The sequence below is a fragment of the Sphingorhabdus sp. genome, assembly GCF_041737645.1.
GTDB lineage: Bacteria > Pseudomonadota > Alphaproteobacteria > Sphingomonadales > Sphingomonadaceae > Sphingorhabdus_B.
Genome location: NZ_JBGSRI010000048.1, coordinates 1 through 13,942 on the forward strand (window position 1 = coordinate 1; position 13,942 = coordinate 13,942).

Genomic DNA, 13,942 nt, shown 5'->3' on the forward strand with positions numbered 1-13,942 from the left:
GTGATGTGGTTCCGGTCCGCGAACTCCCATACGGGCCCGCAGCTATGCTGCATCAAGAGGCCGGACAGATGGCAGCATCCGACTACATGCACCCCTCTCAAAAACCGCTTGCATCTTTAGGGGCGTCCACAGATGGAAAGCTGACATTGCGTTTTTCTCTCAAATTAGGCATTTTACTCTTCTAAGAGTAGGAGAGACTCTATGGCAGATGTGGAAAAGGCCAAGGCCACTCAGCTAAGCAACATCGAGATCAAGACCGGTCAGAAATTGTCGGCGCTGTGCGAACAAATTGGTGCATCAGGTAAGGTAAGTCACAGCGAGGTCCGAAGTTGGATAATCGAGAAATTCGGTCTAGGCTACGGCGACGCTAATGCGCTCGCTCATGCAGCCAAAGCGGCGACGTCAACCACTGCCCCCGTCGATGATCCACTCGCCAGCATATATGCAGGTAAGAAAGAACATTTGCGCATTATCCATGACGCGCTGATTGCTGCGATCGCTTCGTGGGGAGAATTTGAACAGTCTCCTAAGAAAGCCTATGTTGCCCTACGGCGAAAGAAGCAGTTTGCTATGCTAGGGCCAAAAAATGCTAGTGCATCTGAGCTGGGAATAAATCTTAAGGATGATATCCGAAGCAGCCGGGTAATTGCACAAAAGCCAGGTGGTATGTGCCAATATGCCGTAGCGCTAACAAACGCGGATGACATCGATACAGAAGTTTTGGGGGTGCTACGCCAAGCGTTTGACGCGGCGGGGTGAAGATTGGCGAACGTCTGAAAAGTTGTCGTGTCCTGATAGTCCGCTTTCGATGTAGATTTTCGATTTGGCGACATAATCCTTCCTCTCTCCTTTAGGGGAGAGGTACGTAGTCTTGTGGCTTTAGCCATTAGACGAAGTGGAGAGGGGGAGTTGGCGAACGAACCTCACCGTTGTGGCCCCTCTCCAACTGCGCGGCACCGGGCGGCTTTTCTCTCATCAGCAGGCATGTACTGTAAATAGACCCTGAAACAATTTCAGGGTGACGGCTTTTTGCAATAAAGCGGAATGTGCAAGTCGACCTTTTTGTTTCGCCAACCTTCTTCATGCCTTCGTCTATTCGTACGAACCAAATTCAAATGCGCAGCGTCCCTAAACCACCGGACCACCAAAACCTTCGGGTACCGGCCAGTCAGCGGAGTGCGCGGCGAGGACTTTGAACAGCGTCCCCATTTCACCGGTTTTGACCAAACGGTCTCGTGCAACGTATATCTCTTCGCCTTTATCAGGTGACGCCTCTACCAAAGCGGCTGCGCGTTGTCCGATGCCGAGCGCGGACAACCAAACACCCTGCGTGGTTGGCCCGGAAACAACCAATTCCCGCATTCGCGCCAAATTGCCGAGCTCCAGGAAATTCACATGTGCTGTCAAATCGCAGATGCCGGGGTCAAGGAATGGGTCGGCATAGCCATGCGACTTCACCGCCTGCAGAGTGCTGCCCAGCGAGGGCTGTGTATAGCCATAGTCGATAACCAATATCACCCCGCCCTGCGTGGCGATACGCGTGGCGAGTTCATACATAATGGTCGCCGCATCGGGCGACGATTCGAATATGCTGCCGACCGGGGAATTCTGGAACGCGGCAGGGACCGATCCATCCATCGGGTAGGAGCCGGGCATAGCCGCAAATTTCGTGCCGCGATCCCGCACAACAACGCGCTCACGCCAACCGGCATGGGTTAGGATGAGCTGGCGGATGGGGAGCGCATCGAAAAACTCGTTCGCGACCACCAGCAACGGCCCGTCGGTCGGTAGGCTCTCGATCCGGTCATGAAAGGTCGCAAGCGGCACATTTTTGAGCTGCTGTGCACGCAACGCCTCGCTTGTTTCGACAAAATGCACGGCGGGTGCAAATTCGAATTTCGACATGGCGCGTAAAGCATCGGCGGCCAAAGTGCCGCGCCCCGGGCCCAATTCGACATAGTGGCAGTTGGTCGGACTGTTTTGGCGCAAATAGAGATCGGTGAGCCACATGCCGATCAGCTCGCCGAACATCTGGCTGATTTCCGGCGCGGTTATGAAGTCGCCTTCGACCCCGAACGGGTCGCCTGCGCCATAATATTCATTGTTCGACGCGCGCATATATTCGGCAACGCTGATCGGGCCGGACCCCTCAATCTGCTTCGCCAGACGAAGCGCGAGTTGGCCTGTGTCAGGCGACACTGTTACTGCCTGATACAGGTTCGACCCGCTGCCTGCGGCCTGCAGCGGTCGCGATCAGCCAGATGCCAAACAGCAAAAACGGGATGGTCAACCACTGGCCCATGCTTAGCCCTGTCATTTCGGGAAGCCATTTCAACTGGCTGTCGGGTTCGCGGACGAATTCGACGCCGAAACGCGCCACGCCGTAAATCAGCGCTGCCACCCCTGTTAGCAGGCCGGGCTTGTACCGGGCATCGGTTTTCCAGAATAACGGCCAGATAATCGCAGCCATCAACAATCCTTCAAGACCGGCTTCATAAAGTTGGCTCGGGTGGCGGGGAAATTCATCGGCCGCAGGAAACACCATCGCCCACGGCACGTCGGTCACCTTGCCCCACAACTCGCCATTCACAAAATTGGCCATACGGATCAGAAATGTTCCAAAAGGTACGCAAACCGCGATATAATCGCAAACGCGAAGATAGGATAATTTGTGGACACGAGTGAACAACCAAAGCGCAAACAGAACACCTAAAGTGCCCCCATGCAGCGACATCCCACCCTCCCAAAGCTTGTAAAAGCGGTCCAGAGCCAGCAATTCTTGGTCGTAAAACAAGATGTAGCCGAATCGGCCACCCAATATGATACCTAATGTCATATAGAGAATAAGATCGTCAGCATGTGCGCGTGACATTGGTGCACCCGGTCGGTTCAGCAATTTGGTGAGATACCAATAACCGAGCAATATCGTGACCAGATAGCTCAGGGAATACCAGCGAATCTGGAAGAAACCCAAATCCAGCGCAACCGGCCCCACCCCAAGGTCGGTGTAATGGATATACTCGGCTGCGGTCGCAATAATTTCAAATGGCACAGGAAATCCTCGGTAAATTTTGACATTCCTATAGAGCGAAATAGAAGGTGCACAAAAGAATTTAGGAGAGAATCATAATGCCTACCGAACTGGACCTTGCGATTACCGCGACAATTTCGCGCCTGATGGAAAATGATGGTCCCCTTGCCGTTATCCAAGTCGAAAAATATGGCGTCCAAATGCCGATGTTGGCGAAAGCCCCGGCAAATCTTTCGGATTATTTCGCCTTTTTCTGCGCGACCCATGCTGGCAAGGAATTTCTGGTCGACGGCGATTGCCGCCTGACGTTCGGTGAAACCTATGCCGCAGCTCGCGCCCTGGCCGGTGGCCTGGTTGAAGGCCGCGGACTACAAAAAGGTGAGCGGGTTGGAATCGCCGCACGAAATTCGGCAAACTGGATCGTCGCTTATATGGCGATTATCATGGCCGGCGGCGTTGCGACACTATTGAACGGATGGTGGCAAGGCGGCGAACTGGCTGAAGGTATCCGCATGGTCGGGTGCCGCTATGTCCTCGCCGATGCCCAGCGGGCCGCGCGTGTGGAAGGACAGGATATAGGCGACTGCCAATTGCTGATATTCAGCCATGATTGTTCACCGCTTGACGGCCTGTCAGTGTTGACTTCACAAGGTGGTGGAGCGCAAACAGCCCTCCCCGCAATAGATGCGCTGGATAATGCAACCATTCTCTATACATCTGGATCGACGGGGCAGTCCAAGGGTGCTGTTTCCGACCATCGCGGCGTAGTTCAGGGTGCGATGAGCTATGTGGGCCAGACACTGGTCTTTTTTGAGTTGTTGAGCGCAACAGGACAGGCAATGCCGGCGCAGCCCTCGGCCTTGGTCAACGTACCATTATTCCATGTCACCGCTTCAGTACCGCTGGTGTTGCAAAGCTTCGCCATTGGCCGCAAATTGGTCATGATGCCCAAATGGGATGCCGAGGAGGCGATGCGTATCATTGAAAAGGAACGCATCAGTTACTTTGTCGGCGTGCCGTTGATGAGCATCGAGCTTGCGACCCACCCGAACCGCCACAAATATGACCTGACCAGCTGCACGGCCTTTGCCGCAGGGGGCGCACCGCGTCCGGTCGACCATGTGAAGAAAATCCGCAAGGAAATGAGCTGGGGTTACCCGCTGCTCGGCTATGGCCTGACCGAAACCAACGGCGTCGGATGCGGCAATTTCACGGAAAACTATCTGCTAAAGCCCACCAGCACGGGCCCGGCGACCAAGCCTTTGGTCGAGGTGGCGATGCTTGATGATGACGGCAACCATATGCCACAGGGGGAACGTGGCGAGGTCTGCATTCGGACCATCGCCAATTTCAACGGCTATTGGGATAATGAAAAGGCCACCAGCGACGCCTTTACGGAAGACGGATTTTTCCGCACTGGGGACATCGGCTATCTGGATGAAGACGGCTATCTGTTCATCGTCGACCGCAAGAAAGACATCATCATTCGTGGCGGCGAAAATATCAGCTGTCCCGAAGTCGAAGCCGCCGCTTACGAGCATGACTCGATCGTCGAGCTGTCGGTGTTCGGCATTGCGGATGACAAATATGGCGAGGTGCCCGGCATCGTCTACCACACCAAAGATGGAGTGGCCCTGACCGAGGAGGAATTGAAAGCCTTTCTGTCCCCGCGCCTCGCGCCGTTTAAGATTCCGGTACATTATTGGCATGCGCCCGAGCCGCTTCCGCGTCTTGGCACACAGAAGATTGACCGGGTCACGCTGCGCCGCGAATATAATGCAAAGGTCGGTACGACTGTCTAACTTTGGATACCGGCCTGCATTTTGGTTCGACCCCGATGAAATAGGGGTATAGGAGGCCCTATGGCTTCGACAGCGGATCATATTGTTAAGCAGCGCGATATTATCGACCGGAAATCTCTGGCGGAAACGTTGGACGATATTGCATCGGAACGCGAAACACTGACCCAGCGCCCGCGCGTACTGGAACAGTTGCAAGCCGCATTGGCACAGGGCCGGGCCGAGATCGACCGCCGTTTGCAGTTACATCCCTCGCAAGGATATCGCGCGGCGACGGAGCAGGCCTTTCTGATCGATCAGATTGTCCGGCTGATCTATGATTATGTGACTGTGCATGTCTATCCGGCCGCCAACCGGTCGGCTTCCGAACGGATCGCAGTGCTGGCCGTGGGCGGCTATGGACGAGGCGAAATGGCACCGCATAGCGATGTAGATATCGCCTTTGTCACTCCATATAAGCGCAGTTCGTGGACCGAACAGGTCGTCGAGGCGATACTCTATTTACTGTGGGATCTGGGCCTGAAAGTAGGGCAATCGAGCCGTTCGCTCGATGAAACCGTCAAGATGGCGCAAGAGGACCTGACCATCCGCACCGCGCTGCTGGAGAGCCGCTTCGTATGGGGCGATCGCGATATATACGAACAGGCTGGCCGTAGGTTCTGGAGTGAGGTCGTCGGCAAGACGGCGTCGGAATTTGTCCGCCTGAAAATGATAGAACGCGACGAACGGCATAAGCGCATGGGCGACAGCCGTTATGTGGTGGAACCGAATATCAAGGATGGTAAAGGCGGCTTGCGCGACCTGCATACACTCTATTGGATCGGGAAATATATCCATCAGGTCTCTTCCGCATCCGATCTGGTCGGTGTTGGGTTGTTGACCGCAGACGAATACCGGCATTTTCGCAAGGCCGAGAATTTTCTGTGGGCGGTGCGCTGCCATATGCACGCCATAACCGGCAGGGCCGAAGAGCGGCTGACTTTTGACCTGCAACGCGAAGTTGCGGAGCGGATGCATTTTGCGGATCGCCCGGGCCGGTCGACCGTCGAACGGTTCATGCAATTTTACTTCCTGAACGCCAAAACCGTCGGGGATGTTACCGGCCTGTTTCTTGCTCATCTGGACGAAGCGATGGCGAAAAAGGGGCGGCGCTTTTTGCCGTCGTTCAACCGGAATCCTCGAAAATTAAATGGGTTTCAACTGGACCGTGGACGCCTTGCCCTGCCCCATGACCGATTTTTTGAAGAAGACCCGGTGCGGTTGTTGGAAATATTCCAACTCGCAGATTTGCATCGGCTGGAAATACACCCGCTCGCCATGCGCGCAGCTCAGCGTGAAGCAAGGTTGATTGACCGCAATGTGCAGCGCGACAGCCGCGCAAATGCCTTGTTTCTTGATGTACTTTCTTCACCACGGGACCCGGAAACTGTTTTGCGATGGATGAATGAATCGACCGTATTCGGCCGTTTCATTCCTGATTTCAGACGGGTCGTAGCCCAGATGCAATTCGATATGTATCACCATTATACTGTGGATGAGCATTCGATCCGTGCCATCGGCCTTTTGGCAGAAATTGAATCGGGCGCTTTAAAAGATGACCATCCCTTATCAACCGCAATCATGCGTCAAATTGTCAGCCGACGGGTTTTGTTTGTCGCAACGCTTTTGCACGATATCGCCAAAGGCCGGGGCGGTGACCACAGCGTGCTGGGCGCAGAGGTTGCCGAAAATCTGTGCCCCAGACTCGGGCTGAATCCGGCGGAAACTGAGACTGTTGCATGGCTGGTCCGTTTTCACCTGCTCATGTCTGCAACCGCGTTCAAACGCGATCTGGCGGACTTCAAAACCATATTGGATTTTGCCCAGGCGGTCCAATCGCCAGAGAGATTGCGGCTTTTACTCGTTCTGACTGTTGTTGATATCCGCGCGGTGGGGCCTGGCGTGTGGAACAGTTGGAAACGGCAATTGCTTTCTGACCTATACGAAGCGACCGAGGAAGTGTTGCGGCTAGGCCATAAGCAACGCGGTCGTGAAGAGCGTATTGCGGCGAAAAAGGAATTGCTGGAAAATGAGCTCCGTTTGCCCGCACCTGAATTTGCCAAATTGGCAAAGCGACTGCCCGACGCATATTGGATAGCCGAGCCGTCAGACATCATCGCACGCAATGCCAAGCATCTGCTCGCCAACAAGGACACCGAACTCGCAATTGACGCCTGTTTTTATCCGGAACGGGGGGCGACATTAGTTACCGTTTTTGCCGCCGACCATCCCGGACTATTTTACCGCATCGCAGGTGCGATCCATTTGGCAGGCGGAAATATTATCGATGCCCGCATTCACACCAGCAGCGACGGCATGGCGATCGACAATTTCTTGATACAGGATCCGATTGGACGCCCTTTTCGAGAACAGGGCCAATTGAACCGGCTTTCGCGGAATATTCAGGATGCTTTAACCAATCGCGCAAAGCTGATGGTGCAACTAGATGCAAAGCCCAAGGCCCTGCGCCGCGCCGATGCGTTCAAAATCGCGCCATCCGTTTTCATAGAAAACCAGGCCTCGAACCGCTTTACCGTTGTTGAAGTCAACGCGCTGGACCGCCCTGCTTTGCTGAACAATCTTGCACAGGCGCTGTTCGAATCCAAGGTCACGCTTCATAGCGCGCATATTGCAACTTATGGTGAGCGCGCGGTCGATACTTTCTATGTCACCGACCTGTTAGGCGGCAAGATCGAGAGTAGGTCGCGATTAAAATCTTTGGAGGCCCGTCTTATCGAAGCCGCGGCAGGAAGCCCGTTAAGCAAAGGCAAGGCTGCGGCTTAAAAGCGGAGCAAACTCAGGGCCAGTCGGGCTGATCCGCATTCTAATTCGGAACAATCCAAAAAAAGGGCCGGTCTTGCGACCAGCCCTTCTTCTTGTCTTGTATTGCAATCCGAAGATTACATGCCCGATCCTGGACCGTAGGTAACTTCAACGCGACGGTTTTGCGGTTCACGCTCACCATCTGCAGTTTGTACCAAAGGTGCAGTTTCACCAAAGGCTTCGGTAGCGATCGCGCCACCAGCAACACCCTTGGATTCAAGATATGCACGCACAGTCGAGTTACGGCGCTGAGACAGGCCAACGTTATACGTTGCAGTACCTGACTTATCAGCATGTCCAGCCAACATGACTTTCGCATTGCCGCAATCAGTATACTGGGCAACCGCGTTGTCCAGAACCGAAGCCGCGTCAGGACGCAGGTTCGACTTATCCCAATCGAAGAACACGATATACGGACCCGTGTTGCAAACCGCACGTGGCGGAGGAGGCGGTGGTGGTGGTGGTGGTGGTGGTGGAGCCACGTAAACCGGAGCTGGCGGTGGTGGTGCCACAACTGGCTCAGGCGCGCCGCCGAAGTTATAAATCAGGCTGCCCATGATGCTGTGCGAGCGGAAACGTGTTTCCACATCGCGTCCCAAACGGTCAACCAAGTTCACCTTGTTAGCATTGAAGAAGCGATATTTCACGCCAACATCCCAGTTATCCGACAACGGAGCACGGACGCCTGCAAGGGCCTGCCACGCAAAACCCGTATCGGAGTCATCAAGGAACGACGGACCCCCAAACACTGTTTGCACGTCGACGCGAGCTACGCCAACGCCGCCGCCCACAAAGCCTTGAAGACCGTCATCATCACCAAAGTCTAACAGACCATTGACCATGAAGCTGAGTGCATTGGCATCGCCAGCAACAGCGTAGTTTCCGCCTGGAGCGAGTGCTGTGCTAGAACCTGCTGTGATTTGCGGTGTAGTGCTGGAGAAGCCCTTAATATCGGCTTCACGGTAAGATACTTCGGATTCCAGACGGAAACCGCCGAAATCATATCCCACGACTCCGCCAAAATCATATCCGGTATCAGTATCGATTGTCGCGGCATCGTTTAAAGTACCGATATCCGACGCCAAATCTTCAACAATCATGACACCGCCGTCAACTCCGACATACCACTGGTCGTCGCGGGCTAAAGCCGGTGATGCCAGAGCTGTAGAAGCGAGCGCCAAACCTATGGCTAACTTACGCATCAACTATCCCCTTTTCTATCTTAGTAATGGAATTTCGAGAACGCAGGTCTATCGATTTTGTTCCATTGATGCAAGCAACTAAGTTGCCATACTGTTGCCCAAATGTCGCTATTCCAACAAAAAAGCCCGGTTTTGGCGGCTAAGTTTTACACGATAGTTCAACGCGTAACATAACCTGTCGATCGCAAATGCTCCAATAATGTAGTCATTGCTTGGCGAACCTCCACGTCGATGATGTTTCCACCAGAGGGGTCGTCGATGATCGGCGCGAAGACCCAATTATTTCCGTCGAATACGGCATCGCTTTGTTCGTCTCTTAATCGCAACCTCATTCCTTCAATTGGGTTGATAAAACGCCAGTCATTTCCAACCCAAATGGCCAATTGGACGAACTTTCCGGCCCATTCGCCGACTGCACCGGAACCTATTAACCAGCATTTGCCAATATCGGACTCGTTCAAAGTTGGTGGAACTGAAAGAACTGACTCAATCATAGTATGAAGCAATGCATCGATCCGGACCAAAGCCTCGTTGTGCGTGACTTCCTTTTGCGCCTGGCTAACCGCCAAAAGTGGTAAATTGAAGCGCGTGGTTTGCAGTACGGCCATTAGTTCACTCCCTGTAAAAATTTGGATAACGTCAGCCCGCGTGACCAGAACTTGATGGCAGATGGATTACCGCAGGAGAGGATTGGGCATAGCGTCCGGATTGGCGGATTTCTGCCGTCAAATTTGCAAGTCCATCTAAACCCATCTCCGAACATTGACTGCCACTCAAGGCAAGTTCCGGGGAATCGACAACCCATTCGCCAACGAGATTCTGTTGAGCAAATAGCGCAACACGATACTGCTCGCGCTCTTCTGCCATCAACTGGTCGACCCCGTCTTTCCAGCCGTTATCGATTCGCGAACGCCTTATCCAGCGTACCAATAGTCCGTTGTCTTGTGCCCTGTTCATGTATCCATGAACCGGCGCGAGGGGTGTAATCGCCAGAGATTTGATGTGGGCTATTCCGGTTGCCGGGATAGAATCGCCGAGACCCAGTGCTTCGACTTGAACCAAGTCGCCAGCCCCGAATATACGCTCATCGATGATATGCGCGCTGTCGGAATCTATCAGGACAAAGGGGGCAGATACGGGATGGTGCAAGACAGCATCTTCCGACCCGAAACAGCCACGTAAAAGCCGGGAAAAGCGATAGACTCCATTCCCCAGGTCTTGGCATTTCCCGTAACGGATGAATTCGCCAGATAACCAGAATATCGGTGCATCAACATCCAGAGGTGATCCGCTTCGATTGGCTATATCCATTCCGGCATTCACCATTTGCACACGCAGGCCGCGCCGCTCATCAATTAGATGCGGCGCGTGCGGATCAAGCGGTTCGAGCAAAGACCCGATGATTGCTGATTGCGCCGTCGCACCGATGTCAATCCGGGCGCTATTGTCGCGAAGCGAAAGCGCGGCCCTGCGCCAACCTGCCCCTGTCCCTCCGGCATATACCGCAACGATCGGCTTTCCCGGATCGGTCAAGCCAATTACCGGCAATTCAACAACACAAATTCGGGTGTCGCCAATCAAAATGTCAGGCGAAGGAACTATACGTCCCGGTGAAGCTTCATTCACAGGAAAAATAGCCGAAGCGCCCGAAGCGCGCGCAACTATCTGGGCTGAACCAAAGCGATGTTCAATCTGGAGGATTTGCCAACGCCCTCCCCTATCATCGACAAAATGATCTCCGGGAAATAATTTTTCTTTAAGCAAGGCCACATCGCCGCGCCAACTGCGGCGTCGGCTATGCATTTCTAGCAACCGTTGTTCGACAATTTGCTTTGCAGTCGCCGTATCAAGAACGGCAGGCAGTTCAATGCTATGGTCGACCGCTGAAAATTGCCCCCTGAAGCTGCGTTGCAAACTGGTCTGATAATCCCGTTCGCTGTCATAATATCGAAGTGTCATAACGTGCGGTAAGCGGCTGGCTGGCTCAATCGTCTCTCTCGATATGTCAAAGAGAGTAGTATTTTCTGACATTATGGGGACAATAGAACAGGGCTCATCCTGCAACCGCTGGTAATCTTTGATCATCAGATCGCGTCCTTGAGTTCGGCATTCCAAGGAAAAACTGTCATTCAATATAGCAAGTGGCTCACGCGCGGTTGCACCAGATAATGCAAAGCCGCTAACCATTTGCTGGCTTTCCCCTCTCACGACACCATTCGTTGCGGCGTGGAATATTTCTGTAACCGGGACCGTGTCCTCCCGTTCGAAAATTTCGAAGGTGAGTGAAGGGACGCGGTTGCCAAAGTCTGCCAGCTGCAACTCTTCGAACATGGCATAAGCAATCCCGCGATATGCCGGGCATTGTAATGAATTTTCGGCCGACGCCATCAGGGGATCGAGTTGTTGGTCGCCATGGCCACTATACAGGCGCAACTGCGTATCGACTTTCAAATCTCCGGCGCTGCCGCGTATCAGATTTCCGTCCGCCCAGATGCGCCCCACCCGCAAAATGGGTCGGCTGGATAAAGCCACGGCCATGCTAACCGAATAGGAATAATTGACCGTCGACGGCCGCCCTTTCCCTCCTCCAGTTTTGGCGCGGCGCTCAACCAGATCAGTGGCCCAGATTACCGTTCCGGCAACGCGCATCTTCCCGAAGCAGGCTGGAATCTGACTCCCGTAGCTGGAAATCTGAACATCCAGCTCCTTTAACCGCGGGCCTTCACGTGGCTTCGGAGCGAACACAGCATTGTCGACCTGTTGACCTAAAGCGGCGCCGATAGCACCGCCAAGAGGTCCACCTATGGCCGAACCTACAGCGGTTAAAACAAGGGTTGCCATTTCAGTCTCCTGTAAATCGCCAATGGCCGATCAACGCCCAAGGCAAAGGTAACGGGGTGAGCACAACGCGCCGCAAGCCGGCGTGCGCGTGAACCGCGCCACGGTCAGTCACAACTGCCAGATGAAGTTGCCGCACGCTTGGTTGACACAGCAAAATGTCACCCGACCTCGGGCCAGCGTTTTCTAAACCCTGGAAAGCAGGGCGATTAAAAAAAGCTGAAATCCGGTCGAGATATTCACCACGAAGGGCATAATCATTGGGAATGGGGTCCGATGCAATATGATCGGCCAAAACAAAGCCGACAACTCCGACACAATCAAGCCCTGCACACGGGCATCTTCCACCCAGTTTGAAAGGCGCACCGACAATTTCCAATGCGCGACCGGCAATCGCGGCGAGCGGTTCAATTTGCACCGGGGTAACGGGTCAAAAGGTCATTACCCGGCAAGTAGGGCTCGCCCCGGAAATTGACCGCATTGTCAAACCGTGAGGCACAGGTTGCGATCTGCTTGTCGCAGCCTTCCACAATTTCTATTCGCGTGCCCGACCCAATTCCGCCCCTTGGAACGAGTGATAATGCGAGACTGTCGGCATCATTCTCGATAATGTCAAAAGCGCGTCCACAGTGCGCGCCGCTTAATATCCGCAAACGGCCATAAGCAAAGCTATTTGCCACGAACGACATAGCGCCGTCCAAAATCACCCGATCGCCCTCGACATGGTTTACGCGCGCCATTTGCCTGAACTTTTCCCGGTTCAAACCGCACGCGGCATCGCAGAAATTGGCCCGGCAAGACGGTGAAGTCTGTGGCACAATCGCTTTGTCAAAAACTGTCTTCAATCCCAGGAATTCGGCTTCAAAAGCATCGCCGGAAAAGGACACCGAACCCAGTTCCCCGCAGGCTATCAAACGCTCTCCATCATCAGGATGTTGCCAATCGAAAAGGAAGATTTCCAAATAAGCGGCATCCCACCGACCCGTTGCCAAATCATCTTGGCGTATTGCATCCGAGGTGATCGCGCCGTTTACATCTAGCCCGTCATTTTCAAGGCCAAGGCTTTCGATCACTGACGTCGGCTTTAGCCCGGGGCTGGCACGTAAAAGCAACCCATCGTGAAGTATATCTTGGTCGTGGGTGGTAAAACCCAGTGTGATCCCATCGCTGCGTTCCAGCCGCCAGCCATAAACTAGCGACATCACCTGCCCTTGCATTCCTGTGTGCATCAAGATCATTCCTTTATTTCGATAAGCGGAATGTGCGGAATGTCCCCCGCGCCAAAAGTTGCGCGACTGACTTCGATCCTGTCTTCTGCAAAGCGCACCGGGACGTCGAACAGGAACCCGGCCGAGGCGATGGTGCCAACGGCAGGGGGTGATGCAAATTCGATTATGCCTTTTTCGGCAAGTGACCAGTCGCTGGCCTTTTCTCCGTCGAGGGCGACTGAAACACTTTCTTTGCGGGGCCTGGTAATGCGCCGGGATTGCGCTTCTTCGCCATATTTTTTCATCAAGGGAAAATCTCTGCGAATGCCGTCTCCGACACCCAGAATCTGATCCAACATTGTGGGTTCTGCCACCATCTGGTTTGAACTGAAATCGAACGGATCAGTGAAACGAAATCCGATAGCGGCTCCCCTGCGTGCTCGGAAAAAGTCGATCAGCATTGAAAGCTCCGTTTCCGAACGGACGCCGGGTCCGGCGTCAAAGCTGAGCCGTGCATCTGACCAACTGCTGTTGCGATGCTCGTGTCCGGACAATGTAGTTACAATATTCGTTGAAAATTCTGCCGCCGCCATCGCATCTCGACCGATTTCGAGCGGGAATAAAATATCGTCAAAGCACCGCATGGGCCCTTCCTCCTGCGCTATTTCAAAATAAGTGAAACCATCACGCGCCACTTGCGGGAGCGCCCAAATGTAAGTTTGCGCCGTACCTCGTGCGATGGCCTGCTCCGATGCAAAGGCAATGTCGCTCCACTGCGCCTTGTCCTCCGGATAGAGCACGAAACCTGAAAAATAATGCTGATTTGCGACGGGATAGGCACGCACACCCGACAGACGATCCTGCCGGACACGCGCTTTGGCCGGACGCAGCAAGCCGCGCCCGGTTGATTTCCAACCGAAGATATTCATGTGCAATCCTTGTGTGACATCCGCCGGTTTGCGAATCGCAATTTTCGACGATGCCTATTTGTACCCAAACAGC

The 13,942-nt window shown here is 54.0% G+C and carries 12 protein-coding genes; 4 read left to right on the forward strand and 8 right to left on the reverse strand.

Annotated elements, in window-relative coordinates:
- The coding region (locus ACEW72_RS08530; protein WP_373475957.1) for a hypothetical protein at positions 1-185 on the forward strand (185 nt) is incomplete at its 5' end.
- A gap of 16 nt (positions 186-201) precedes the next feature.
- A complete protein-coding gene (locus ACEW72_RS08535) occupies positions 202-759 on the forward strand; it encodes a DUF5655 domain-containing protein (protein WP_373475958.1) in 558 nt (185 codons plus the stop codon).
- A 369-nt stretch (positions 760-1,128) separates the two neighbouring features.
- Here ACEW72_RS08535 and ACEW72_RS08540 read toward each other — a convergent pair whose 3' ends face one another.
- Both ACEW72_RS08540 and lgt read right to left on the reverse strand, forming a co-directional pair.
- Positions 1,129-2,199 (reverse strand): class I SAM-dependent methyltransferase, encoded by a 1,071-nt coding sequence (locus tag ACEW72_RS08540; protein WP_373475959.1) that lies wholly within the window; start codon positions 2,197-2,199, stop codon positions 1,129-1,131.
- Entirely contained in the window at positions 2,189-3,052 is an 864-nt protein-coding gene (gene lgt / locus ACEW72_RS08545; RefSeq protein ID WP_373475960.1) for a prolipoprotein diacylglyceryl transferase, read from the reverse strand. The genes ACEW72_RS08540 and lgt overlap by 11 nt, the downstream gene beginning before the upstream one ends.
- Positions 3,053-3,129: 77 nt before the next feature.
- Here lgt and ACEW72_RS08550 point away from each other — a divergent pair, with 77 nt between their 5' ends.
- Complete coding sequence (locus ACEW72_RS08550; RefSeq protein ID WP_373475961.1) at positions 3,130-4,833, forward strand: class I adenylate-forming enzyme family protein; 1,704 nt, start codon at positions 3,130-3,132, stop codon at positions 4,831-4,833.
- Positions 4,834-4,893: 60 nt separating this feature from the next.
- A complete protein-coding gene (locus ACEW72_RS08555; protein ID WP_373475962.1) occupies positions 4,894-7,653 on the forward strand; it encodes a [protein-PII] uridylyltransferase in 2,760 nt (919 codons plus the stop codon).
- Between the two features lie 116 nt (positions 7,654-7,769).
- On the opposite strand, the gene ACEW72_RS08560 is transcribed toward ACEW72_RS08555, so the two are convergent.
- The 6 genes from ACEW72_RS08560 to ACEW72_RS08585 all read right to left on the reverse strand — a co-directional run bounded on the left by ACEW72_RS08560 (position 7,770) and on the right by ACEW72_RS08585 (position 13,869).
- On the reverse strand, positions 7,770-8,894 hold the full coding sequence (locus ACEW72_RS08560) for an OmpA family protein (protein WP_373475963.1): 1,125 nt from the start codon (positions 8,892-8,894) through the stop codon (positions 7,770-7,772).
- Between the two features lie 158 nt (positions 8,895-9,052).
- Positions 9,053-9,502, reverse strand: coding sequence for a DUF2793 domain-containing protein (locus ACEW72_RS08565; protein WP_373475964.1), 450 nt, complete (start codon positions 9,500-9,502; stop codon positions 9,053-9,055).
- 31 nt (positions 9,503-9,533) lie between these two features.
- Positions 9,534-11,735: a phage tail protein gene (locus tag ACEW72_RS08570; protein ID WP_373475965.1), complete on the reverse strand. Its 2,202-nt coding sequence runs from the start codon at positions 11,733-11,735 to the stop codon at positions 9,534-9,536.
- 1 nt (position 11,736) lies between these two features.
- A complete protein-coding gene (locus ACEW72_RS08575; protein WP_373475966.1) occupies positions 11,737-12,150 on the reverse strand; it encodes a hypothetical protein in 414 nt (137 codons plus the stop codon).
- Positions 12,140-12,961: a DUF2163 domain-containing protein gene (locus ACEW72_RS08580; RefSeq protein ID WP_373475967.1), complete on the reverse strand. Its 822-nt coding sequence runs from the start codon at positions 12,959-12,961 to the stop codon at positions 12,140-12,142. Before ACEW72_RS08580 ends, ACEW72_RS08575 begins: the two co-directional genes overlap by 11 nt.
- A gap of 5 nt (positions 12,962-12,966) precedes the next feature.
- A complete protein-coding gene (locus ACEW72_RS08585) occupies positions 12,967-13,869 on the reverse strand; it encodes a DUF2460 domain-containing protein (protein WP_373475968.1) in 903 nt (300 codons plus the stop codon).
- Positions 13,870-13,942: the final 73 nt, after the last annotated feature.